The 23,013-nt window shown below is 71.4% G+C and carries 22 protein-coding genes; 11 read left to right on the forward strand and 11 right to left on the reverse strand.

Annotation, left to right across the window (positions count from 1 at the left end; translation table 11 throughout):
• Positions 1-189 precede the first annotated feature (189 nt).
• From OP86_RS16165 to OP86_RS16185, 5 genes are all read left to right on the forward strand, one after another.
• Entirely contained in the window at positions 190-921 is a 732-nt protein-coding gene (locus OP86_RS16165; protein WP_030059611.1) for a response regulator transcription factor, read from the forward strand.
• 135 nt (positions 922-1,056) lie between these two features.
• Positions 1,057-2,115, forward strand: coding sequence for a LacI family DNA-binding transcriptional regulator (locus OP86_RS16170; RefSeq protein WP_030059612.1), 1,059 nt, complete (start codon positions 1,057-1,059; stop codon positions 2,113-2,115).
• Positions 2,116-2,265: 150 nt separating this feature from the next.
• Positions 2,266-3,414 (forward strand): S1C family serine protease, encoded by a 1,149-nt coding sequence (locus OP86_RS16175; protein WP_078589203.1) that lies wholly within the window; start codon positions 2,266-2,268, stop codon positions 3,412-3,414.
• A 97-nt stretch (positions 3,415-3,511) separates the two neighbouring features.
• A complete protein-coding gene (locus tag OP86_RS16180) occupies positions 3,512-4,282 on the forward strand; it encodes a response regulator transcription factor (protein WP_030059614.1) in 771 nt (256 codons plus the stop codon).
• Positions 4,279-5,805, forward strand: a complete 1,527-nt coding sequence (locus tag OP86_RS16185) for a HAMP domain-containing sensor histidine kinase (RefSeq protein WP_324604099.1) — start codon at positions 4,279-4,281, stop codon at positions 5,803-5,805. The genes OP86_RS16180 and OP86_RS16185 overlap by 4 nt, the downstream gene beginning before the upstream one ends.
• 78 nt (positions 5,806-5,883) lie before the next feature.
• Here the strand turns inward: OP86_RS16185 and OP86_RS16190 are convergent, their stop codons facing one another.
• The 6 genes from OP86_RS16190 to OP86_RS16215 all read right to left on the reverse strand — a co-directional run bounded on the left by OP86_RS16190 (position 5,884) and on the right by OP86_RS16215 (position 13,448).
• Positions 5,884-7,677: a bifunctional metallophosphatase/5'-nucleotidase gene (locus OP86_RS16190; RefSeq protein ID WP_030059616.1), complete on the reverse strand. Its 1,794-nt coding sequence runs from the start codon at positions 7,675-7,677 to the stop codon at positions 5,884-5,886.
• Positions 7,678-7,859: 182 nt separating this feature from the next.
• The gene (locus OP86_RS16195) at positions 7,860-9,209 is read right to left on the reverse strand and encodes an ATP-binding protein (RefSeq protein WP_030059617.1); all 1,350 of its coding nucleotides are present in this window, start codon (positions 9,207-9,209) and stop codon (positions 7,860-7,862) included.
• A 61-nt stretch (positions 9,210-9,270) separates the two neighbouring features.
• Entirely contained in the window at positions 9,271-10,845 is a 1,575-nt protein-coding gene (locus tag OP86_RS16200) for an SCO6880 family protein (protein WP_051830145.1), read from the reverse strand.
• 7 nt (positions 10,846-10,852) lie between these two features.
• Positions 10,853-12,127 (reverse strand): hypothetical protein, encoded by a 1,275-nt coding sequence (locus OP86_RS16205; RefSeq protein ID WP_033332077.1) that lies wholly within the window; start codon positions 12,125-12,127, stop codon positions 10,853-10,855.
• Positions 12,117-12,929, reverse strand: coding sequence for a hypothetical protein (locus OP86_RS16210; protein ID WP_030259541.1), 813 nt, complete (start codon positions 12,927-12,929; stop codon positions 12,117-12,119). Before OP86_RS16210 ends, OP86_RS16205 begins: the two co-directional genes overlap by 11 nt.
• 168 nt (positions 12,930-13,097) lie before the next feature.
• The gene (locus OP86_RS16215; RefSeq protein ID WP_051830146.1) at positions 13,098-13,448 is read right to left on the reverse strand and encodes a hypothetical protein; all 351 of its coding nucleotides are present in this window, start codon (positions 13,446-13,448) and stop codon (positions 13,098-13,100) included.
• A gap of 248 nt (positions 13,449-13,696) precedes the next feature.
• On the opposite strand from OP86_RS16215, the gene OP86_RS16220 reads away from it, so the two are divergent.
• The gene (locus OP86_RS16220; protein ID WP_078589212.1) at positions 13,697-14,833 is read left to right on the forward strand and encodes a C40 family peptidase; all 1,137 of its coding nucleotides are present in this window, start codon (positions 13,697-13,699) and stop codon (positions 14,831-14,833) included.
• 194 nt (positions 14,834-15,027) lie between these two features.
• Positions 15,028-15,750 carry a phosphatase PAP2 family protein gene (locus OP86_RS16225; protein WP_030059623.1) on the forward strand — a complete coding sequence of 241 codons (723 nt, stop codon included), beginning with the start codon at positions 15,028-15,030 and terminating at the stop codon, positions 15,748-15,750.
• Between the two features lie 14 nt (positions 15,751-15,764).
• Here the strand turns inward: OP86_RS16225 and OP86_RS16230 are convergent, their stop codons facing one another.
• Positions 15,765-15,956 carry a hypothetical protein gene (locus OP86_RS16230; protein ID WP_078589214.1) on the reverse strand — a complete coding sequence of 64 codons (192 nt, stop codon included), beginning with the start codon at positions 15,954-15,956 and terminating at the stop codon, positions 15,765-15,767.
• A 162-nt stretch (positions 15,957-16,118) separates the two neighbouring features.
• On the opposite strand from OP86_RS16230, the gene OP86_RS16235 reads away from it, so the two are divergent.
• A complete protein-coding gene (locus OP86_RS16235) occupies positions 16,119-17,018 on the forward strand; it encodes an SCO4651 family lipoprotein (RefSeq protein WP_030059624.1) in 900 nt (299 codons plus the stop codon).
• Positions 17,019-17,214: 196 nt separating this feature from the next.
• Positions 17,215-17,403 carry a hypothetical protein gene (locus tag OP86_RS16240; RefSeq protein ID WP_063832389.1) on the forward strand — a complete coding sequence of 63 codons (189 nt, stop codon included), beginning with the start codon at positions 17,215-17,217 and terminating at the stop codon, positions 17,401-17,403.
• A gap of 54 nt (positions 17,404-17,457) precedes the next feature.
• Here the strand turns inward: OP86_RS16240 and OP86_RS16245 are convergent, their stop codons facing one another.
• Positions 17,458-17,829, reverse strand: coding sequence for a metal-sensitive transcriptional regulator (locus OP86_RS16245; RefSeq protein WP_030059625.1), 372 nt, complete (start codon positions 17,827-17,829; stop codon positions 17,458-17,460).
• Between the two features lie 358 nt (positions 17,830-18,187).
• Here OP86_RS16245 and OP86_RS16250 point away from each other — a divergent pair, with 358 nt between their 5' ends.
• Both OP86_RS16250 and OP86_RS16255 read left to right on the forward strand, forming a co-directional pair.
• Entirely contained in the window at positions 18,188-18,808 is a 621-nt protein-coding gene (locus OP86_RS16250; protein WP_030059626.1) for a DUF47 domain-containing protein, read from the forward strand.
• 5 nt (positions 18,809-18,813) lie between these two features.
• Positions 18,814-19,809 carry an inorganic phosphate transporter gene (locus OP86_RS16255; RefSeq protein ID WP_030059627.1) on the forward strand — a complete coding sequence of 332 codons (996 nt, stop codon included), beginning with the start codon at positions 18,814-18,816 and terminating at the stop codon, positions 19,807-19,809.
• Between the two features lie 237 nt (positions 19,810-20,046).
• Here the strand turns inward: OP86_RS16255 and pstB are convergent, their stop codons facing one another.
• The 3 genes from pstB to pstC are packed head-to-tail and all read right to left on the reverse strand — an operon-like array spanning position 20,047 to position 22,910.
• Positions 20,047-20,823, reverse strand: a complete 777-nt coding sequence (gene pstB, locus OP86_RS16260; RefSeq protein WP_030059628.1) for a phosphate ABC transporter ATP-binding protein PstB — start codon at positions 20,821-20,823, stop codon at positions 20,047-20,049.
• A 42-nt stretch (positions 20,824-20,865) separates the two neighbouring features.
• Positions 20,866-21,936, reverse strand: a complete 1,071-nt coding sequence (gene pstA, locus OP86_RS16265; RefSeq protein WP_030059629.1) for a phosphate ABC transporter permease PstA — start codon at positions 21,934-21,936, stop codon at positions 20,866-20,868.
• Positions 21,933-22,910: a phosphate ABC transporter permease subunit PstC gene (pstC, locus tag OP86_RS16270; RefSeq protein WP_030059630.1), complete on the reverse strand. Its 978-nt coding sequence runs from the start codon at positions 22,908-22,910 to the stop codon at positions 21,933-21,935. The genes pstA and pstC overlap by 4 nt, the downstream gene beginning before the upstream one ends.
• Between the last annotated feature and the right edge of the window lie 103 nt (positions 22,911-23,013).

Here is a 23,013-nt window from a genome sequence, read left to right on the forward strand (position 1 = left end):
CAGGGCAGAAACGGTGCGCCGGGGGTTGCGGGACCCCAGGCCGGTCCGCCGTCGCGCCCTGCGCGCCGCCCGCTCCCTCGGTACGCCCCAGGCGCCCGTCCTCCTCTCCCCACCCTCAGCACGTGCGCCATCCGGCTGTGGCGGCAGCCGTAACGCGACCGCGACGACCCGGAAAGGGGACCACCGGGTATGAGTTCTCTCCTCCTCCTCACCAACGCCCTGCAACCGTCGGCCGAGGTACTGCCCGCTCTCGGCCTGCTGCTGCACAACGTCAGGGTGGCCCCCGCCGAGGGCTCGGCCCTGGTGGACACCCCCAGCGCCGACGTCATCCTGGTCGACGGCCGACGTGACCTGCCGCAGATCCGCAGCCTCTGCCAGCTGCTGCGCTCCACCGGCATCGGCTGCCCGCTGATCCTGGTGGTCACCGAGGGCGGCCTGGCCGCCGTCACCGCCGAGTGGGGCATCGACGACGTCCTGCTGGACACCGCCGGCCCGGCCGAGGTCGAGGCCCGGCTGCGGCTCGCGCTCGGCCGCCTCCAGGTCGTCACCGACGACAGCCCGATGGAGATCCGCAACGGCGACCTCTCCGTCGACGAGGCCACCTACTCCGCGAAGCTCAAGGGCCGCACACTCGACCTCACCTTCAAGGAGTTCGAGCTGCTCAAGTACCTCGCCCAGCACCCCGGCCGGGTCTTCACCCGGGCGCAGCTGCTGCAGGAGGTCTGGGGCTACGACTACTTCGGCGGCACCCGGACGGTGGACGTGCACGTCCGGCGGCTGCGCGCCAAGCTCGGCGTGGAGAACGAACAGCTGATCGGCACCGTGCGCAACGTCGGCTACCGCTTCGTTGTCCCGGAGAAGCCCGACAAGGGCGAGCGCCCGGAGCTCGCCCAGCGCCCCACCAGCCCGCTGGAAGCCTGACCGTCGAGCCGGGCGGGCCGGGCGAGCCGCCCCCCGCCCGGCTTGTCCGGTTCATCCCGCGTCCGCCCGCCATACACCCGGTGGCGGCCCCAGGTCCCACTGCCGCCCCGAAGGCCACACGCGTAGACTCCACTCGTGGCCAAAGTGACGCGCGACGATGTAGCCCGACTGGCTGGTACCTCGACCGCGGTCGTCAGCTACGTCATCAACAACGGGCCGCGCCCGGTCGCGCCCGCCACCAAGGAGAAGGTCCTCGCGGCGATCGAGCAGCTCGGCTACCGGCCGAACAGCGTCGCCCAGGCGATGGCCTCCCGCCGGACCAACCTGATCGGCATGGTCGTCCCGGACGCCCGCCAGCCCTTCTTCGCCGAGATGGCGCACGCCGTCGAACGGGCCGCCTCCGAGCGCGGCAAGCTCGTGCTGATCGGCAACTCCGACTACGTGGACGACCGCGAGGTGCACTACGTCCGCGCCTTCCTCGGGATGCGCGTCTCCGGCCTGATCCTGGTCAGCCAGGGCCCCTCGCAGCGTGCCGCCGAGGAGTTCGCCGCGATGGAGGGCGCCAAGGTGGTGCTGCTGCACCGCCGCCCCGAGGCGATCGACGACGTCGCGGTGGTCACCGACGACGTGGGCGGCGCCGAGGCCGTCGTACGCCACCTGCTGGAGGTGCACGGGCACCCGTACGTGGCCTGCTTCGGCGGCCCGGTCGAGTCCCCCGCCCCCGGCGACCCGGTGATCGACCACGTCGAGGGCTGGCAGCGCGCCATGGACGCGCACGGCGTCCCCACCGAGCCGCACCTGATCGACGCGCCCTTCCACCGCTACGGCGCGTACGAGGTCGCGCTGGGCGTGCTGCGCTCGCCGGACCGGCCGCGGGCGATCTTCTGCTCCACCGACGACCAGGCCATCGGCGTGCTGCGGGCCGCCCGCGAGGTCGGCCTGCGGGTCCCCGAGGACCTCGCGGTGGCCGGCTTCGACGACGTGCCGGAGGCCGCGCTCGCCGACCCGCCGCTGACCACCGTCGCCTCCGACCGCGACGCGATGGCCCGGGCCGCCGTGGACCTGGTGCTGGACGACTCCCTGATGGTGCCCGGCTCGGACACCGAGCGGGTCCGCAAGTTCCCGTCCCGCCTGGTCATCCGCCGCTCCTGCGGCTGCGACGGGGCCGCGCCCGGCCGATCCGGGGCCGCGTAGCACCCGGAGTCGGAAGCGGGGCCGATCCGGAATCCCCGCCTCCGCTCCGCATGCCGTCTGACCAGGCTTTATGAGAACCCAACGGGCTTCTCTCCCCCTTCTGAGCCGGTTCTCATCCGCTCCTCATCCACCGGGCGGAGCTTGGTCGGCATGAGCGAACAGCAGCAGCAGTACCCCGGCGAGCACTACGGCCCGTACGAGCCCCGGCCCCGCGTGATCGAGGGCACCGTGCTCGGCAGCGGCACCGACGCCACCACCGGCCCGGCGGGGTACGCCTACCGTGAGGACCACTCCGCCGGCGGCTTCGACGGACCGCCCCCTCCCCCGCCCATGCCGCCCGAGCCGCCCACCCTCATCGGCCCCGGCGCCCCCGAGGGCCCCGGCGGCCACGGCGGCCGGGCCCGGCGCGGCCTGCTGCGCGGCCGGCTCGCCCTGGTGACCGCCGTCGCCGCGATCGCCGCCGTCATCGGCGGGGTCACCGGCGGGGTGGTCGCCGCCGACCGGCAGTCCGGCGACACCCGGGTCGGCACCGTCGCCAGCCCGGTCTCCGCCCGCAGCGACGGCAGCGCCAACGTGCCGGCCATCGCCGCCGCCGTCTCGCCCAGCGTCGTCCAGATCACCGTCAAGAACGGCAACGGCACCGCCACCGGAACCGGCGTCGTCCTGGACAAGGACGGCCGGATCCTCACCAACTACCACGTGATCGACACCGCGGCCCAGGGCGGCCGGATCACCGTCACCTTCAAGGACGGCTCCACCGCCCAGGCCACCGTCACCGGCACCGACAAGTCCCTCGACGTCGCCGTGATCACCGCGACCGGCGCCCGGAACCTCACCCCCGCCGTCCTCGGCGACTCCTCCACCGTGGCCGTCGGCGACCCGGTCGTCGCCATCGGCAACCCCGACGGACTCACCGGCACCGTCACCTCCGGCATCATCAGCGCCGAGAACCGCGACGTCACCGTCCAGCTCGACCAGGGCACCACCAGCGGCAACGGCGGCTTCGGCTTCCCCACCCTGCCCGGCACGCGCGGCAACACGCCCCAGTCGAACAGCGGCAGCAGCACCACCTACAAGGCCTTCCAGACCGACGCCGCCCTCAACCCCGGCAACTCCGGCGGCCCGCTGATCAACGCCAACGGCCAGGTCATCGGCATCAACTCGGCCATGTACGCCCCGAACGGCACCAGCTCCACCGCCGGCGGCGGCACCGCCGGCAGCGTCGGCCTCGGCTTCGCCATCCCGATGAACGACATCAAGCAGGTCCTGCCGAAGCTCGAAGCCGGCCAGAACCTGTAGGCCGGAACCCGCAGGCCGAAACCGCTCGGGCCACCACCCGCACGACGGACAATTGCTCCCAGCAGGCCCTCCACCCGACGAGAAAGGGCACCCGCCCATGACCCCGTCCGCCGACGACCGCACCCCCGCCGAGCCCGGCCACCCCTCCGCCCGGCTCCTCGTGGTCGACGACGAACCCGCCCTCCGGGACGCCCTGGAGAGCAGCCTCGCCTTCGAGGGCTACGAGGTCGCCACCGCCACCGACGGCTACGAAGCACTGGAGTCCGTCGAACGCGACCGGCCCGACCTCGTCCTGCTGGACATCATGATGCCCCGGATGGACGGCCTCACCGCCGTCCGCCGGATGCGCTCGCGCGGCGACACCGTCCCGGTGCTGATGCTCACCGCCCGCGACGCCGTCGGCGACCGCGTCACCGGCCTCGACGTCGGCGCCGACGACTACCTCGCCAAGCCCTTCGAGCTCGACGAACTGCTCGCCCGCGTCCGCGCCCTGCTGCGCCGCAACGCCCTCGCCACCGAGGCCGCCGCCCGCGCCGCCGCCGAGGACGAGAGCGAGGTGCTCGCCTTCGCCGACCTGCGGATGAACACCGCCACCCGCGAGGTCACCCGGGCCGGCAAGCCGATCGAACTCACCCGCACCGAGTTCATGCTGCTGGAGATGTTCCTCTCCCACCCCCGCCAGGTCCTCACCCGCGAACAGATCCTCAAGGCGGTCTGGGGCTTCGACTTCGAGCCCTCCTCCAACTCCCTGGACGTGTACGTGATGTACCTGCGCCGCAAGACCGAGCAGGGCGGCATGCCCCGCCTGATCCAGACCGTACGCGGCGTCGGCTACGCCCTGCGCCCGGCCGCCGGCGCCGGCGCGTGAGCAACGTCCCGTCCCTTCCGCCGGCCCCTCCGCTGGCCCCGCCCCGCACGCCGGGCCGCTGGCAGCACCTCGTCCACTGGTTCCGCTCCCGCTCCCTGCGCAGCCGCCTCACCTTCCTGAGCGCGGCGGCGGTGGCGGTGGCGATCGCCCTGTCGGCCCTGGCGTGCTGGTTCATCGTGGAGAAGCAGCTCTACAACCAGGTCCGGACCGACCTGCTCAGTGCCGAACCGGAGCCGCTGCCGAGGAACGGCAACTTCCCCTGCGGCGACACCCCGCAGGAAGCGCTCGCCAAGTCCCTGGCCACCCCCCGCAGCAGCCGCCCGCCGACGGACCTGGGCAGCCCGCCGCTGCGGGACACCCAGAACGTCTCCTCCGACCTGTCCCAGGTCTGCCTGCCGCCCGGCGCGAAGCGGGCCATCGTCATCCAGCCGAGCGACGCCAAGGTCTTCGCCCTCAAGAAGGGCCAGTCGGCCGTCCGCGACGGGCAGTACACGGACGGCTCGCCCGCCATGGTCCGCCTGGCCTGGTACCCGAACGTCATTCCCGGCTACCCGCCGGTCCTGGTCATGGTCGCCGCGCCGATCAAGCCCGTCGAGGAGTCCCTCCAGGGCCTCGCCATCCTCCTCGGCTCCGTCTCCGTCGGCGGCATCCTCCTCGCCGCCGTCGCCGGCCGCCTGGTCGCCCGCTCCGCCCTCAAGCCGGTCGACCGACTCACCGACGCCGTCGAGCACATCGCCCGCACCGAGGAGGTCGGCACCACCATCCCCGTCCACGGGGACGACGAGATCGCCCGCCTCTCCACCTCGTTCAACTCCATGAGCACCGCCCTCGCCAACTCGCGCGAGCGGCAGACCCGGCTGATCGCCGACGCCGGCCACGAACTCCGCACGCCGCTCACCTCGCTGCGCACCAACGTCGACCTGCTGATCCGCAGCAACGACACCGGCCGCCCGCTGCCCGCCGCCACCAAGACCAAGCTGCTCGGCAACATGAAGGCGCAGATGCAGGAGCTCACCGTCCTGATCGGCGACCTGCTCCAGCTCTCCCGCCCGGACTCCCCCAAGGCCGGGCCGAACCTCGCCGTCGTCGCCCTGCACGAGATCGCCGGGCGGGCCGTCGAGCGGGCGAAGCTGCGCGGCCCGGGGCTGGTCTTCGAGACGAGCACGGAGCCCTGGTACGTGCACGGCGACGCGGCCGGGCTGGAGCGGGCGGTGATCAACCTGCTGGACAACGCGGTCAAGTACAGCCCGCCCGGCGGCACCGTCGACATCCGGCTGCGGCAGGGCGTGCTGACCGTCCGCGACCACGGCCCCGGCATCCCGCCGGACGAACTGCAGTACGTCTTCGACCGGTTCTGGCGCTCGCCGTCCTCGCGGCAGCTGCCCGGCTCCGGCCTCGGGCTGTCGATCGTCGCGCAGAGCGTCCGGGACGCGGGCGGGGAGGTCACGCTCGGCCCGGCCGCGGACGGCGGCCCCGGCGCGCTGGCCACCGTCCGGCTGCCCGGCGGGCCCGCACCCGAATAGCGAAAAGGGACGGGCGGGGCGCCCCGACAGCGCCCCGCCCGTCCCCACCGGGGCCCACGGGCCCCGGCCGACTCACGGTCAGTCGATGTCGGTGCCCGGGCCGATGACCTTGATCCGGTCCTGCGCCGGGGCCTGCAGCGGCGCGCCCGCCGAGCTGTGGGCGCCCAGGTAGGCGGTGAAGACGTCCAGGTCGGAGGCGCCGACGAGCTTGTCGGTGCCGGCCGCGAAGGCCGGGAAGCCGTCGCCGCCGCCGGCCAGGAACTCGTTGGCCGCGACGCGGTACTTGGCGGCCGGGTCGAGCGGCGCGCCGTTCAGCCGGATCGAGTCCACCAGCACCCGATCCGCGCCGGTCTTGCGCATGTCCAGGGTGTAGTGCAGGTTCGACGACACCTGCAGGACCTTCGGCGCAGCGCCGTTGGGGCCGCTCACCTGCTGCTGGAGCAGCTGCACCAGCTGGGCGCCGGTCAGCGTCTTGACCTGCATCATGTTGGTGAACGGCTGGACGGTGAACGCCTCGCCGTAGGTCACCACCCCGTCGCCCTCGCTGCCCGAGGCCTTGTAGACCAGGTCGGAGCGGATGCCACCCGGGTTCATGAAGGCGACCTGCGCCCCGCCCTTGTCGGCCGGGGCCAGCCCCGCCAGCTGCGCGTCGGCGATCACGTCACCGAGCGGCTTCTCCAGGTCGCTGCTGCCACGGCCGTTGATGTCCGCACCGACGTAGCCGATCGGACGGTTGGCGATCGGGGCGGCCAGCTTCTGGTAGTGGTCGACCAGCGCCGTCATGTCGGGCGCCTTCTCGACCGTACGGCGCACCACGTGGTTCTCGGCCTTGACCGACGGGCGGACGATCTCGCCGGTGGTCTTGTCGAGCTTCATGTCGATCTCGGTGAAGAGCCGGCCGAAGGAGGCGGCACTGGTCACCGAGCGCGGGACGCCGTTGGGGTCGGGGATGCTGCAGGCGTACGCGTTGTGGGTGTGGCCGGTGACGATGGCGCCGACCGCCGGGTCGATCTTCTTCGCGATGTCGACGATCGGGCCGGAGATGCCCTGGCCGGCCGCGCCGCAGTCGTAGTTGTAGACGCTGCTGGCCGGGTAGCCGCCCTCGTGGATCAGCGCGACGATCGAGTTGACGCCCTTGGCCTTGAGCTCGGCGGCGTACTTGTTGATCGTGGTGACCTCGTTGGCGAACTTCAGGCCCTTGACGCCCTCGGCGGTCACGATGTTGGGCGTGCCCTCCAGGGTGACGCCGATGAAGCCGATCTTCACGCCCTGGGACTTGGTCACCCAGTACGGCGGCAGCAGCGTCCTGCCGGTCTTCTCGTCGGTGACGTTCGCCGACAGGTAGTTGAAGTTGGCGCCCTTGAAGGTGCGGCCGGGCTCGTAGCAGCCGTCGGTCGGGTGGCAGCCGCCCTCCTGCATCCGCAGCAGCTCCTGCGCACCCTCGTCGAACTCGTGGTTGCCCACGGAGGTGACGTCCAGGCCGAGCTTGTCCATCGCCTCGATGGTCGGCTCGTCGTGGAACAGCGCCGAGGTCAGCGGGCTGGCACCGACGATGTCACCGGCCGCGACGGTGATCGAGTCGTCGGCCGGGATCCGGGCCTTGCGCAGCTCGGTGGCCAGGTACTCGATGCCGCCGGCCGGGGTGGACACCTCCTTGCCGGTGGCCGGGTCGATCTCCTTGACCGTGCCGGACGAGCCGGCCGGGGGCTCCAGGTTGCCGTGGAAGTCGTTGATCGCCAGCAGCTGGAGGTTGACGGTCTTGTGACGCTTGGCGTCGGCGGCCTGGGCGGCCGTCGGCACGGCCACCGTGCCGAGCAGACCTGCGGCGGCGACGACGGCGAGCGCCGTCCGTCGGGATCTGACGGTGAGCATGAGGGGTCCCCTGCACCTCGGAGGAGCACCGGCTGCGGACAGCATCGGCGTACGGCATGTGTTGCGCCTGTGAAGCCTAGAGTCAACGCGCGTAGCTGTCAGGACGTCGAACGTAACGAGAGGATTACCTCCTGACGAACCATCGCGGTCCGCGGGGTGCGCAGACTGCGCAGACCCCTCCCTCAGACCCCCGGCTCGGCCGCCAACTGCCGCTCCGCCCGCACCCGTTCGGCCACCGCATCCTCGGTCATCGCACGGTCGGTGTACACCAGCGGCCGCTCCGCCTCGGTGATGATGTGCTTGACCACCTGGACGTTGCCGTTGACGTCCCAGACCGCGATGCCCGGCGACAGGGTCGGAATGATCTCCACCGCCCAGCGCGGCAGACCCAGCACCCGGCCGGTGGCCCGCGCCTCCTCGGCCTTCTGCATGTAGATCGTCCGGGTGGAGGCCATCTTCAGGATCGCCGACGCCTCCCTCGCCGCCGCACCGTCCACCACGTCCGACAGGTGGTGCACCACCGCGACGAAGGAGAGCCCGAGCCGACGGCCGAACTTCAACAGCCGCTGGAACAGCTGCGCCACGAACGGGCTGTTGATGATGTGCCAGGCCTCCTCGACCAGGAAGATGCGCTTCCTCCGGTCCGGCCGGATCCAGGTGTGCTCCAGCCACACCCCGACGATCGCCATCAGGATCGGCATCGCGATCGAGTTGCGGTCGATGTGCGAGAGGTCGAAGACGATCAGCGGTGCGTCCAGGTCGATGCCGTCGGTGGTCGACCCGTCGAACATGCCCCGCAGGTCGCCGTCGACCAGCCGGTCCAGCACCAGCGCCACGTCCAGGCCCCAGGACTGCACCTCGTCCACCGCCACGCCCAGCGACTCCACCGAGGACAGCTCGGGGCTGCGCAGGGTGTCGATGATGTCGTTCAGCACCGGCTGACGGTCCTTCACCGAGGCCACCACGTGGGCGTGCGCGGCCTTCAGCGCGAAGCCGGCCCGCTCCTCCAGGCCGCGCCCCATCGCCACCTCGATGATGGTGCGCAGCAGCGACAGCTGCCCGGTCGTGGTGATCGCCGGGTCCAGCGGGTTGAGCTTCACGCCGCCGTCCCGGGCCGCCATCGGGTCCAGCCGGACCGGCTTTATGCCCAACGCGTCGGCGATCAGGTTCCACTCGCCGACACCGTCCTCGCCCTGCGCGTCGAGCACCACGACCTGACGGTCGCGGAACCTCAACTGCCGCAGCACGTACGTCTTCTCCAGCGCCGACTTGCCGTTTCCGGACTCGCCGAGCACCAGCCAGTGCGGGGCCGGCAGCTGCTGCCCGTACAGCTGGAAGGGGTCGTACACGTACCCCTTGCCGCTGTACACCTCCCGGCCGATGATCACGCCCGAGTCGCCCAGCCCCGGCGCGGCGGTGGGCAGGTAGACCGCCTGCGCCTGGCCGGTGGAGGTGCGCACGGGCAGGCGGGTGGTCTCCACCTTGCCGAACATCAGGCTGGTGAAGGCCTCGGTGAGGTTGCCGAGCGCCATGGGAGGCCTCCTGACGGGTCAGCGGTGGACGGACGGGTACGGCGAGGGGGCGCGGGCGTGCTCAGCGGCGGATGCCGGTGGCGAACGGAAGGGTGTTGACGAAGGCCCGGTGGTGCTCGCGGTCGCACCACTCCAGCTTGAGGTAGCTCTTGCCGGCCGAGGCCCGGATGGTCCGCTTGTCGCGGGCCAGCGCGTCGGGGTTGCGCGAGGAGACCGTGATGTAGCCGACCAGGTTCACCCCGGCCGCGCCGGAGGCCAGGTCGTCACCGCGCTGGTCCACCCGGCCGGTGTGGGCCAGGTCGCGCGGGTCGACCGTGCGGTTCATCTTGGCGGCGCGGCTGGCCTCCGCCTCGTCGTTGGTCTTCTCGGTCAGCATCCGCTCGATCGCGACGTCGGTGGGCTCCAGGTCCATCGTCACCGCGACCGTCCGGATCACGTCCGGGGTGTGCACCAGCAACGGCGCCAGGAAGTTGACGCCCACCGGGGTGAGCGGCCACTCCTTGATCCACGCGGTGGCGTGGCACCACGGCTCCCGGGTCGCCGACTCCCGCGTCTTCGCCTCCAGGTACTGCGGGTGCGTCGCGTCCAGCTCGGCCGGCCAGGCGTTGCGGCGGGACATCGCCTGGATGTGGTCGATCGGGTGGTCCGGGTCGTACATCGAGTGCAGCAGCGAGGAGAGCCGGGCCTGGCCCAGCGGCTGGCGCACCCGGATGTCCGCCTCCGCCAGCCGGGCGCAGATGTCGGTCAGCTCGCGCGCCATCACGGCCGCCAGCCCCTCGTCGTCCCGCGCCCGCCGGCCGGTCGCCGTACGACCCATCGCGTGCGCCTCGGCGGCCAGGTCACGGGTGTAGTGCATGCACGCCACCAGGTACGCCCGGTGCTGCTCGGAGGAGGTCGACACCATCGACTGCAACTGGTCGTACGAGTCCTGCAGCCAGCGCGGCGAGGCCGGATCGCCGCGGCGCTCCACGTCCTTGGCGTGCGCGTCGGGGTCGGCCGGCAGGGTGCGGGCCAGGATCTGCAGCCGGGTCACGAAGCCGTCCCCGTTGGCGACGTGCTTCAGCAGCGTCCCGAAGCGGTCGACCAGCGCCTCCTGGTCCTCCGAGTCGCGCAGCCCGACACCCGGGCCCTCGATCTCGATCGCGGCCGTCACCGTCCGCCGCTCCAGGTGCATCAGCACCCCGACCTCGTCCGGCCCGAACGGCGCGGTCAGCCAGCGCAACCGCCCCACCCCGGGCGGCGGGCCGACCTCCACCTCCCGGCCGTCCAGCCGGGTCCCGGCGTCCATCACGTCCGAGCGCCACACCGCCCGCCCGCTGCGGATCGTCCGGCGGTAGGTGCGGTTGATCTCCACCCACTTGTAGAACGTCCGCTTGCGGTACGGCACGTACACCGCCGCGATGGCGAGCGCCGGCAGACCGACCAGACCGCCGATCCGCAGCGCCAGGATCGGCATCAACAGGCCCCAGAGCATGCCGAGGAACGCCCCGAAGATGATCAGCATGATCTCGCCGGACTCCCGGTTCCGGCCGATCGGCGCGTTCGGGCGGGCCTTGCCGATCAGGTAGGTGCGGCGCTGGTGCACGTACGGCTGGGCGTACTGGGCGCCGTACTGGCCGAGCGGTTCGCTGCTCACTTACCCGTCACCCTCCCTTCGCTGGATTGCTGTCGCGGATCGGAACCGGGGCCGCCTGAGGCGGCCCTGCCTGCGGCGGCGGAGCCGGCGTCCGACCGGCGTGAGCGGCGATGCCCGGCGCGACCGAGCCGCCGCCCGCACCCCCGCCACCCCCGCCGGACGCCTGACCGCGGTCGCCGTGGGTGGTGATGCCCTGCTTCATCAGGTTCGCGGTGCCGTTGATCATCGCCGAACCCGCCTGCACCGCGTTGGCCCGGGCCTGGCGCATGTTCAGGATCTCGTCGCCGAAGCCCGGCACGAAGCGGTAGATCGCGGCACTGGCGAAGATCGACAGGAACAGGATCGCCAACCCCGACAGCACCCGGGCGAAGTCGTCACCGGCCCCCGCCCCGGTCGCCACCGCACCCGCCAACCCCAGGATGACCACGATGATCGGCTTCGCCAGGTCCACCGCCAGCATCACCCCCGCCCACCGGCGCACGTGCTTCCACAACTGCTTGTCCACCAGCCCCGCGTACACCGCCGTACCCAACAGCGCGCCCACGTACAACATCGCCGCCCGGATCAGCAGCTCGATCCAGAGCACCGCCGCCGCCAGCACCGCGACCAGCGACACCAGCACCAGGATCAACGGCCCGCCGCCGACGTTCCCCTTCTCCAAGGTGTCGGCGAACCCCCCCAGGTACGACCCCGTGTCCGTCTTCGTCCCGACCGCGATCGCCTTGGTCAGCCCGTCCGTCACGCTCACCACGGTGTACAGGATCAACGGCGTGAACGCGGACGCCACCACCGTCAGCCACAGGAACCCGATCGCCTCCGAGAACGCCGACGTCAACGGCGCCCCCCGCACCGCCCGCTTCGTCACCGCCAGCAACCACAACACCAGCGTGATCACCGTCGACACCGCGAACACCACGGCGTACTGCTGCAGGAACGACGCATTGGTGAAGTCCACCTGCGTCGTCCCGTCGATCGCCCCCGACAGGTTCCGCACCACCCACGCCGCAGCCTGCGCACAACTCTTGGCCAACGACCCGAGCGGATCGGTCACGTTGCTGACAGTGCCACCGCCGGGGATCGACCCTCCGGGCTTCGACGCACAGTAGACGTCACTGCCGGGCAGCGGCAGGACGTCACAGTTGTTGCTCGCCGAAGGGCTCGGACTCGGTTCCGCGAAGGCCCGGGATGCCATGCCGATGGCCGCGGCCTGAGCGAGGGCGAAGGCCGTGACGACCCGACCGAATCGAGGGAGCCGATTCCTGATTGCACCGTCAACGCGCATAGCGGAACCCTCCGAACTGCTCTGCTGTTCCGGCGATCTCATCCGCTGTGGCCGCCTGCTGATCGCCCGGCATCGGGGCCGGTCCCGACTTGCGGGTGAAGTCGGAAAGCTTCCAGTCGCTGCCCGTCCAGTGCAGCGAGAGCGTGAGGGTGAACCAGTTCGTGGTCACCGGTTGGACGGAGCGTTCGCCGGCGAGGCCGGTGAGGCCGGTGCACCAGACCTCGACCTTGGTGTCGCTGTCGCTGTAGCCCGTCGACTTGGTGCCGACCGGGACGGTGCGGCTGACGAAGGTGAGGCCCTTGGGGGCGTGGCCCTGGGCGTCGAGGCCGTAGCGGGCGACGGTGTCGCCGCCGAAGCCCTGGTCCAGGCGGCTCTGGAGCCCCGGTGCGGCGGCCGGGTCGGCGATGGTGGCGACGATGGCGTGTCGGCTGTCGGTGCGGAACATGTCGGCGGAGCCGATGGCCACCGCGTAGTTGGCCGCGGCGGACTGGGCGCCCTGGTCGCTGTGCGGGTAGCCGGCCGGGATGCCGTTGACGGTGGTGCCGACGGGCTGGTCGCCGCTGGGGGCGGGGCCGGCGCCGGAGGGGGCGCTGGGGGTGGCGCGGTCGGCGGAGCTGCCGCTGCCGAGGTCGGGTTTGCCGCGGTTGGCGATGGCGATGGCCACGACGAGCAGGGTGACCACCAGGAGGACGGTCAGCAGGGTGCGCAGGGGCCGTGACTGACGGAGGCTCGGCTGTGGGGAGGGCTGTTCGCCGACCGGTAGCCGCGTACGGGTGTGCGGCTGGTCGTCGGACAACGGCACGGCGGCCCTCCTGGTGCGGGGAGCCGGGGGCGGCTCCGGGGGCCCTCCGCCCGGGGGCGGGCGCGGACGGAGGGTGGGAACGGGGGTGAACTCCTGGCAGGCCGGCCGCTGGAGGGGGTCCGGGCGGGGACCCGGTCTCGGATGAGCCGGACTACTGCTGTCCGATCGTCAGATCGCCATGCCGTAGACAATGGTGAACAGAGTGCCGAGTGATCCGATGATGAACACGCCGGTCAGGCCGGCGACGATCAGCCCCTTGCCCTGTTCGGCCCCGAAGCTGTCGCGCATCGCGGTCGCGCCGATCCGCTGTTTGGCCGCGCCCCAGACCGCGATGCCGAGGCAGACGAGGATGGCGACGGCCATGATGACCTCGACCATCACCCGGGCCTCCGACCCGAGGCTCGCGAACGGGCCCCAGTCCGGGGCGATCCCGCCGATGATGGTGTCGATATTCGGCTTCTTGGGTGGGTCCTCGGCCAGGTGGCCGACCGCATAGGTGTGCACGCTGCTCAGGTTCATTTCCATCTCACCGCCCGATCAGGCAAATTCAAGGGCCCGGACCCGGCCCGCGCGAAGGGTCGGTGCCTATTCTTGGCCAGATCTGATGTCGACTTGGCTACTTCTCGCGGATTGGTCGTGAGGCATCGGACACGTACGCGAGGATGTCCACCGTACGAAGGATAGCGCTCACTCTTTGTATCTCTGATGATTGCGGTGAGCAACGCCTTCCGGGACACTTCGACTGACGATTCGTCGGGATGGTGCTGATGGTACTCCGGAAGGCCGGGACGGCCGCCGCCACTGCGGGAGTTGTTGCGTTCGGATTCATCGGGCTGGTGACGATGGGGACTTATGCGGCCAGTGGGACGCCGCAGCAGTCGGCGAATCGTTCGGCCCTCTCTCCCGGAACGGTCCCCGCGGCCTACCAGGATGCGGTCCAGAAGTGGGGCGCGCTGTGCCCGGAGATCTCCCCGCCGATGCTCGCGGCGCAGCTGTACCAGGAAAGCGGTTTCGACCCCAAGGCCCGTTCCGGTGTGGGCGCGGAGGGAATGGCGCAGTTCATGCCGGGCACCTGGGCGACGTACGGAACGGACGGGAACGGGGACGGCCGAAAGGACGTCTGGGACCCGTACGACGCGATCGCCTCGGCGGCGGCCTACGACTGCGCGCTCGCCAAGGACGTCTCGGGCGTGCCGGGCGACCCGCAGGCCAACATGCTGGCCGCCTACAACGCCGGCCCGTACGCGGTGACGAGCAACAAGGGCATCCCGCCGTACAAGGAGACCCAGGGCTACGTGCGGAACATCCAGGCGATGGCCCGCAGCTTCACCGCGCCGACCGCGCCGGTGGAGGTGTCCGCGCAGTCGGCGGCGGCGATCTACTTCGCGCAGACCAAGCTGGGCACCCCGTACCTGTGGGGCGGTGACGGCCTGCCCTCGCAGAACGGGCGGTTCGACTGCTCGGGGCTGACCGTGGCCGCGTTCGCGAGCGTGGGCATCACGCTGCCCCGGGTGGCCAACGACCAGTGGTACGCCGGCCCGCATCCGTCGCGCGATCAGTTGCGGCCGGGGGACCTGGTGTTCTGGGCGACGGACCTGAGCGATCCGCGGAGCATCCACCACGTGGGGATCTACGTCGGCGGCGGGTACATGATCAACGCGCCGCACACCAACGCGGTGATCCGCTACGACAAGATCGACACCAAGGAGTACATCGGCGCGACCCGGGTCACCTCGGACGGCGCCCAGGCGCTGCCGACCCGCAACAACGACGGTGCCGTCAACGCTCCGAGCCGCCCCGGCTCGACGGCTCCGACGGCTCCGACGGCCACGACGGCTCCGGCGGCCACAGCGGCCACGACGGCTCCGGCCGCCCCGCCGCCCGTGGCCGGGGCGGGCCGGTAGGCCGTGTCACGGCCGGGGCGGCCGGGACCTGTGTGCGCGGTGTGGACGCTGAGTCAAGTTTCCATAACTGCGCGTTTCCGTGGAACGCTGTGTCCCGGAAATGACGTTTCTTCCGGTGGCCCCTCGTCAGTCGTCCGCGCCGGGTGGGCCCCGGCGGGATCGAACAGGTGCAGCGGACCAGAAGGAGGTGCGGCGTGTCGACGCCGCTTGCCGACACGACCAACCCCGACCTCGGTCTGCTCTACGCCGTCAACGGCCTGGCCAAACGCTCTCCGCAGTGGCTGGACCACCTGGTCTCGTGGATCGGCGAGTACGGCATCCTGATCGGCCTGGCCATGCTGGGGCTGGTGGCCTGGCTGCAGGCCAGACGCCGCCCGGACGCGCCGGTGGCCGTCGCCGGGCTGCTCTGGGTGCCGCTCTCGGTCGGCATCGCCGAGCTGGCCAACCTGCCGATCGCCGCGATCGTGGACCGTCCGCGCCCGTTCGTGGACCACCCCGGGCTGCTGGTGCTGGTGGACGGCAAGGCCGGCACGCACTCCTTCGTCAGCGACCACTCGACGATGACGATGGGCGTCGCGGTGGCGCTGTTCCTGGTGAACCGGCGGCTCGGCTGGATCGCCGGCGGCCTGGCCCTGCTGCAGGGCTTCTGCCGGATGTTCATGGGTGTCCACTACCCGACCGACGTGATCGGCGGCTTCGCGCTCGCCGTCGCCGTGGTGCTGCTGCTGGCGCCGATCGCGATGGCGGTGCTGGTCCCGTTCTGCCACGCACTGAGCCGGACGGCCGTGGCCCCGCTGATCCGGGCGCCGGAGCGCGGCGGGGCAGCCGTCGCCGGGAACGGCCGGCGCGGCCGGCGGCGCGGGCGCGGGGCGGTACGGGCCGAGGAACAGCCGCCGGAGTCCGATCTCGCGGCCTGAGCCGCCCCGTCCGGTCAGTCCGGCACGACGCCGCTCTCGGCGAGGTGGTCGGCCCCCTCGCGGCGGGCCAGGTCCCGGGAGCGGCGGGCCGGGGCGTACCAGCCGCAGCTGCAGGTCGCGAAGGCGAAGGAGCCGCGCTCGCTGATCGCGAGGCGGTGTTCGGGCATCCGGGTGGTGCCGGGTGCGGCCGGCAGCTCACTGTGCACGTGGTTCACCGTAACGCGCCGGGCGGCCGGTGCGCGACGCCCTCCGGGGCGCCGGCACCCGTAACCCTTCGCCGCCCAACTCGTTTGCCCGGAAAGAGCTCTGCCCAGTCGGCGGTGTCGGCGGGGCAGTACGGGCCCGAGGGGGTTGTCGCGAGGATGAAGATGACCGACCAGCAGCGCACCGGGCGGCCAGCGCGCCGTCCGGGTCCGCACCTGCGCTCGGCGGCCGGGGCCGCCCTGCTCGCCGCCGCGCTGGCGGCCGGGGCAGCCGGCTGCTCGGGCGGCTCCGGCGGCGGCTCCTCCGACCAGCAGTCGAGCGGCCCCGACCAGCTCGCCGCGGACCCGTTGACGGCGGTGCGCAACGCGGCCGACATCACCGGCCGCACCGGCTCCGCGCACACCGCCACCGAGCTGGTGACCGAGTCCGCCGAGAAGAAGGCCTCGTTCAGCGGCACGGGCGGCTACGACTACGTGAAACGGATCGGCCGGCTGGAGGTCCAGGTGCCGCCGGGCGCGGCGACCACCGGGAAGATCGTCGAGGTGGTCCTGCCGGGCACCGTCTACCTGCAGAACAGCGGCGCCAAGGTGCCCGAGGGCAAGTGGGTCAAGCTGGACGTGCGGCAGCTGCCGGACGGCAACCTGGTCAGCAGCGGCGCGACCGACCCGGCCTCGGCGGCGGGGGCGCTGCGCGGGGCGCAGAAGGCGGAGGCGGTCGGCACCGAGACCGCCGACGGGGTCGCCCTGCACCACTACCGCGGCACCCTGGACCTGGCCAAGGCGGCCGAGGCGACCGGCGGCCGGGGCGGGGACGGCCTGCGGATGGGTGCGCAGACCTTCACCGTCAAGGAGGTCCCGTACGACGCCTGGCTGGACGACCAGGGCCGGCTGCGCAAGGTGGTCGAGGTGTTCACCTTCGCCGGGGTGGCCGGCTCGAAGGAGCCCAAGGACCAGGTGAAGGTCACCTCGACGGTCTCGCTGGCGGACTTCGGCAAGCCGGTCCAGGCGGCCGAGCCGGCCGCCTCGGACATCTACCAGATGAAGCCCACGGAGAGCCCCAAGTAGGCCGCCGGGGCAGCGCTCCGGCGCCGGGGCGAGACCGGGCGCAGCCGGAGCGGGTGGCCGTCCGGGGAGCGACGGCCACCCGTTTCGGCGGCGCCGAGATGGCCCGTCCGTGCCATGTGGACGGGCCCCGGAGTGCCTAGGCTGGACGTCGGGTGGCTGCCGCCCGGGCTGGCGAGGCACTGAAGGGGTGGTGCAGGTGGTGTCGTCCACGGGCGGCCGCAGCGGCGGCCACGACGACGCGGCCCTCGACGAGATCGAGCTGGCCGGCGAGCTGATGATCGCCGCGACGGCCAGCTCCGGCGACCGGCTGCCGACCGAACGGATCGACGAGGTGCTGCTCGACCGGGCGGAGCCGGGGCAGGCCGACCGGGAAGCCGACGGCTGACGGGTCGACGGCCGGCCTGCCCGACGAGCGACGGACCCCGGAGTGGCCGGAGGGTCAGCTGCGCAGCAGGCGGCTGATCGCGGCGGTGGCCTCGGCCACCTTGGCGTCCAGCTCGGTGCCGCCCTGCTCGGCGGCCGCGGCGACGCAGTGCCGCAGGTGCTCCTCCAGCAGGGAGAGCGCGAAGGACTGCAGTGCCTTGGTGCTGGCCGAGACCTGGGTGAGCACGTCGATGCAGTAGACGTCCTCGTCGACCATGCGCTGGAGGCCGCGGATCTGGCCCTCGATCCGGCGCAGCCGCTTGAGGTGGGCGTCCTTCTGCGCGCTGTAGCCGTGCGGGCCGCTGTGTGCTGCGGCGGCGGCGTGGCCGGCGTGCGGGTCGGCCCCCGGCACCTGCTCCGGCTCGGTGCGCGCTTGCGTGGTGGTCATCGGCCCGCCTTCGTCTGGATGCCTGGTGGCTGCGTCGGCCACCAGTGTCCAACACCCGGGCCTTCCGTGGTGTTCCGACGGCCGAGGCGGCATGTGCCGGAGCCCGGGCGCGGGCCGTCCGGGGGTTCACCCGTCTGAGCGGCGCCCTGGTCCTGCGCTTGCACGACGGGGACAATCCGGGCGAGGTTCCGTCAGACTGGGGGCTCGCGTCCGCAGGTGGCGGTGCGGTCGGAATCGGCCGGTGCGGCAGCCGAACGGAAGGGGAGGTTCCGGCTCCTGTCTCGGCCCCCCGTTTGCATGATTGCGCTTGGTTGCACCTAGCATCGTTCAGTCCCTACCCCGCACATCGGAGATTTCCGTGCGTTTTAGCCTGACCCCGAAGGAGACGAGCTTCTACGACATGTTCGCCGCCGCGGCGGAGAACCTCGTCGTCGGATCGAAGCTCCTGCTGGAGCTGCTGGGATCAGACGTGTCGGCCCGTGCGGAGATCGTCGAGCGCATGCGCGCCGCCGAGCACGCCGGGGACGACACCACCCATGCCGTCTTCCACCAGCTGAACTCGTCCTTCATCACGCCCTTCGACCGCGAGGACATCTACAGCCTCGCCTCGTCGCTGGACGACATCATGGACTTCATGGAGGAGGCCGTCGACCTGGTCGTCCTCTACGACATCCAGACCCTGCCGAAGGGGATCGAGCAGCAGATCGAGGTCCTGGCGCGAGCCGCCGAGCTGACCGCCGAGGCGATGCCGAACCTGCGGAGCATGTCGAACCTCACCGAGTACTGGATCGAGGTCAACCGGCTGGAGAACCAGGCCGACCAGATCCACCGCAAGCTGCTCGCCCACCTGTTCTCCGGTCAGTACGACGCCATCGAGGTGCTCAAGCTCAAGCAGGTCGTGGACGTCCTTGAGGAGGCGGCGGACGCGTTCGAGCACGTCGCCAACACGGTGGAGACCATCGCCGTCAAGGAGTCCTGACCCTCGTGGACATGGCAGCACTCATCGCCGTCATCGGCGTTGCGTTCTTCTTCACCTACACCAACGGCTTCCACGACTCGGCGAACGCGATCGCCACCTCGGTCTCCACCCGGGCGCTCACCCCGCGGGCCGCGCTGGCGATGGCCGCGGTGATGAACCTGGCGGGCGCCTTCCTCGGCAGCGGCGTGGCGCACACCGTCTCCAAGGGGATCATCGAGACGCCCAGCGGCAACCAGGGGATGGCGATCCTGTTCGCCGCCCTGGTCGGCGCGATCGCCTGGAACCTGGTCACCTGGTACTTCGGCCTGCCGTCCTCCTCCTCGCACGCCCTGTTCGGCGGCATGGTGGGCGCGGCGCTGGCCGGCGGGATCGACGTGATCTGGAGCGGGGTGATCGACAAGATCGTCATCCCGATGGTGGTCTCGCCGGTGGTCGGCCTGGTCGGCGGCTTCCTGGTGATGCTGGCGATCCTGTGGATCTTCCGCCGGGCCAACCCGCACCGGGCGAAGCGCAACTTCCGGGTCGCCCAGACCGCCTCGGCCGCCGCGATGGCCCTGGCGCACGGTCTGCAGGACGCCCAGAAGACCATGGGCATCGTGGTGATGGCCCTGACCATCTCCGGCCACCAGACCACCGGTGACATCCCGGTCTGGGTGAAGATCTCCTGCGCGACGATGCTCTCGCTGGGCACCTACGCGGGCGGCTGGCGGATCATGCGGACGCTCGGCCGCAAGATCATCGAGCTGGACCCCCCGCAGGGCTTCGCGGCCGAGGCCACCTCCTCGGCGATCATGTACATCACGTCGTTCGTCTTCAAGGCGCCGATCTCCACCACCCACGTGATCACCGCGGCGATCATGGGCGCGGGGGCCACCAAGCGGATCCGCGCGGTGCGCTGGGGCGTCGCGAAGAACATCGTGCTCGGCTGGTTCATCACGATGCCGGCGGCCGCCATCGTCGCAGCGCTGATGTACTGGTTCGTCCACCTGTTCTGGGGCTGAGCCCCGGCACCGACACCGTCCGCCCCGAGCCCGGGCATCCGTGAGCGGGCGAGTCCCCGCCCCGAGCCGCACCGGGTCCGAGCGCCCCGGAAGCGAGCGGGCGAGTAACGAACAGGGCCCGCCCCCACATCTCGGGGGCGGGCCCTTCTTCATGTCCCGCGGCGGCACCGCCATGCAGCACCACGGGACAGCTCGCGTCCCGTCCCCCGCCGCGGACGGCGGGACGGGTGGTCCGGTCTAGCCGAAGCGGCCGGAGATGTAGTCCTCGGTCGCCTGGACCGACGGGTTGGAGAAGATCCGCTGGGTGTCGTCCAGCTCGACCAGCTTGCCCGGCTGGCCGACGCCGGCCAGGTTGAAGAAGGCGGTGCGGTCGCTGACGCGGGCCGCCTGCTGCATGTTGTGGGTCACGATGACGATGGTGAACTGCTCCTTCAGCTCGCCGATCAGGTCCTCGATGGCGAGGGTGGAGATCGGGTCGAGCGCGGAGCAGGGCTCGTCCATCAGCAGGACCTGCGGCTCGACCGCGATGGCGCGGGCGATGCACAGGCGCTGCTGCTGACCGCCGGAGAGGCCGGCCCCCGGCTTGTTCAGCCGGTTGTGGACCTCCTTCCAGAGGTTGGCGCCCTTCAGCGAGCGCTCCACGACCTCGTCCAGCACGGACTTCTTCTTCACGCCCGCCAGCCGGAGGCCGGCGATCACGTTGTCGTAGATCGACATGGTCGGGAACGGGTTCGGGCGCTGGAAGACCATGCCGACCGAGCGGCGCACGGCGACCGGGTCGACGTTGGAGGCGTACAGGTTCTCGTCGTCCAGGAGGACCTTGCCCTCGACCCGGGCGCCGGGGATCACCTCGTGCATCCGGTTCAGGGTCCGCAGGAAGGTGGACTTGCCGCAGCCGGAGGGGCCGATGAAGGCGGTCACCGAGCGGGGCTCGATGCTCATCGAGATGTCCTCGATGGCCTTGGTGGTGCCGTAGTAGGCCGACAGTCCGCTGACGTCGATGCGCTTGGCCATGATCGTTGCTTCTCTCGTCTGTCTCGTACGTCAGTCGGTCGGTCAGTGTCCGGCCTTGGGCGAGCGCCAGCGGGCGATGCCCCGGGCGATGAGGTTGAGCCCCATCACGAAGGCGATCAGCACCAGCGCCGCACCCCAGGCACGGGCGTAGCCGAAGTCGTTGTTGACCTGCGAGTACTGCGTCCAGATGTACATCGGCAGCGACTGCTGCGGTCCGTCGAACGGGTTGTTGTTGATGTAGTCGGCGCCGAACACCAGCATCATCACCGGGGCGGTCTCGCCCGTGATGCGGGCGACCGCGAGCATCACACCGGTGGTGATGCCGCCGATCGCGGTGGGCAGGACGATCCGCAGGATGGTCTTCCACTTCGGCACGCCGAGCGCGTACGACGCCTCGCGCAGCTCGTTCGGGACGAGCTTGAGCATCTCCTCGGTGGACCGGACCACGACCGGCATCATCAGGATCGCCAGCGCGAGGCTGCCCGAGAAGCCGGAGTAGCCGAAGCCCAGGGCGAGGTTCCAGAGCGAGAGGATGAACAGACCGGCGACGATCGACGGGATGCCCGTCATGACGTCGACGAAGAAGGTGACCGCCTTGGCGAGCTTGCCGCGGCCGTACTCGACCAGGTAGACGGCGGTCAGCAGACCGATCGGGGCGGCGATAGCGGTGGCCAGGCCGACCTGCTCCAGGGTGCCGATCAGCGCGTGGTAGATGCCACCGCCGGGGCCGGACTGGAGCACGCCCTTCATCGAGTGGCTCAGGAAGTTCCCGTCGACCACGTCGATGCCCTGCTGGACGGTGTAGACCGTCAGGGCGACCAGCGGGACGACGGCCAGGATGAAGGCGACCCAGACCACCGAGGTGGCGAACCGGTCCTTGGCCTGCCGGCGGCCCTCGACCCGGGCCGAGACGCCGTAGCTGATCAGGAGGAACAGCGCGGCCGAGATCAGGCCCCACTGCAGGTGGCTGGCCAGTCCGGCGCCGGCGCCGATCCCGCAGCCGAGGGCGATCGAGGCGACGGCGACGGCGGCCGGGGCCCACTTGGGCAGGCGGTTGGCGGTCAGCGGACGGCCCATGGGCCGGGCGTCCTCGACGACGGCGGTGACGGTCATGCGTTGGCCCCCGAGTACTCCTTGCGGCGGGCGATGATCAGTCGCGCGGCACCGTTCACCAGGAGGGTGATGACGAACAGGACGAGGCCGGAGGCCATCAGCGCGTTGCGGCCGTTGTCGCCGGCCTCGGCGAACTTCAGCGCGATGTTCTGCGCGAAGGTGCCGCCGCCCGCGTCGAGGATGTGCAGCGACAGGATGTTGCTGGAGGAGAGCACCACCGCGACGGCGATGGTCTCGCCGAGCGCGCGGCCCAGGCCGAGCATCGAGGCCGAGATGATGCCGGGGCGGCCGAACGGCAGCACCGCGGTGCGGATCATCTCCCAGCGGGTCGCGCCGAGCGCGAGCGCCGCCTCCTCGTGCATCCGCGGCACCTGGCGGAACACCTCGCGGGAGACCGCGGTGATGATCGGCAGGACCATGATCGCCAGCAGGATGCCGACCGTGAACAGGTTGCGCGGGGTGCCGGTCTTGGTCTGGTCGAAGATGTACGTCCAGCCCAGGTACTCGTTGAGCCAGCTGGTCAGACCGTCCATGTGCGGGACCAGGAAGAGCGCGCCCCACAGGCCGTAGACGATGCTGGGGACGGCGGCGAGCAGGTCCACCAGGTAGGCGAACGGCTGGGCGATCCGGCGCGGCGCGTAGTGCGAGATGAACAGCGCGATCCCGATGGCCACCGGGACGGCGATCGCCATCGCGATGACGGCGCTCACGATGGTGCCGAAGACCAGCACCGGGATGCCGAAGACCGGCTTCGGGGCGTCCGGCGCCCACTCGAAGGAGGTCAGGAAGTTGCCGTCGTTCTTGCTGAGGGCCAGGCCCGAGCGCCAGGCGAGGAAGCCGGCGATCGCGGCCATGATGACCAGCAGCAGGATGCCCGAGCCGCGGGCGAAGTTCATGAAGATCTTGTCGCCGACCCGGCTGTCACGCGGTCGGCGATCCCTGCCTCGCGGGGCGGCAGGGGAGGATGAAGTCATTGGTCTACTCCGGTCTGGTGGCGCCGCCCCGGAAGGGGGACGGCACCATGGCGGCGGTGCCCCGGACGTGGTGCTGGGTTCGGTGTGTTCCGGTGGGGCGGCC

The sequence above is a fragment of the Streptomyces novaecaesareae genome (assembly GCF_000716875.1).
GTDB classification, from domain to species: Bacteria; Actinomycetota; Actinomycetes; order Streptomycetales; family Streptomycetaceae; genus Kitasatospora; species Kitasatospora novaecaesareae.

Excerpts from the sequence above, each read along its gene's own strand:
- pstC (WP_030059630.1), bottom strand. The coding sequence starts at position 22,910 with ATGACTTCATCCTCCCCTGCCGCCCCGCGAGGCAGGGATCGCCGACCG.
- OP86_RS16165 (WP_030059611.1), top strand. The coding sequence starts at position 190 with ATGAGTTCTCTCCTCCTCCTCACCAACGCCCTGCAACCGTCGGCCGAG.
- pstA (WP_030059629.1), bottom strand. The coding sequence starts at position 21,936 with ATGACCGTCACCGCCGTCGTCGAGGACGCCCGGCCCATGGGCCGTCCG.
- OP86_RS16195 (WP_030059617.1), bottom strand. The coding sequence starts at position 9,209 with ATGGCGCTCGGCAACCTCACCGAGGCCTTCACCAGCCTGATGTTCGGC.
- OP86_RS16215 (WP_051830146.1), bottom strand. The coding sequence starts at position 13,448 with ATGAACCTGAGCAGCGTGCACACCTATGCGGTCGGCCACCTGGCCGAG.
- OP86_RS16180 (WP_030059614.1), top strand. The coding sequence starts at position 3,512 with ATGACCCCGTCCGCCGACGACCGCACCCCCGCCGAGCCCGGCCACCCC.
- OP86_RS16245 (WP_030059625.1), bottom strand. The coding sequence starts at position 17,829 with ATGACCACCACGCAAGCGCGCACCGAGCCGGAGCAGGTGCCGGGGGCC.
- OP86_RS16175 (WP_078589203.1), top strand. The coding sequence starts at position 2,266 with ATGAGCGAACAGCAGCAGCAGTACCCCGGCGAGCACTACGGCCCGTAC.
- OP86_RS16235 (WP_030059624.1), top strand. The coding sequence starts at position 16,119 with ATGACCGACCAGCAGCGCACCGGGCGGCCAGCGCGCCGTCCGGGTCCG.
- OP86_RS16220 (WP_078589212.1), top strand. The coding sequence starts at position 13,697 with ATGGTACTCCGGAAGGCCGGGACGGCCGCCGCCACTGCGGGAGTTGTT.
- pstB (WP_030059628.1), bottom strand. The coding sequence starts at position 20,823 with ATGGCCAAGCGCATCGACGTCAGCGGACTGTCGGCCTACTACGGCACC.
- OP86_RS16190 (WP_030059616.1), bottom strand. The coding sequence starts at position 7,677 with ATGCTCACCGTCAGATCCCGACGGACGGCGCTCGCCGTCGTCGCCGCC.
- OP86_RS16205 (WP_033332077.1), bottom strand. The coding sequence starts at position 12,127 with ATGCGCGTTGACGGTGCAATCAGGAATCGGCTCCCTCGATTCGGTCGG.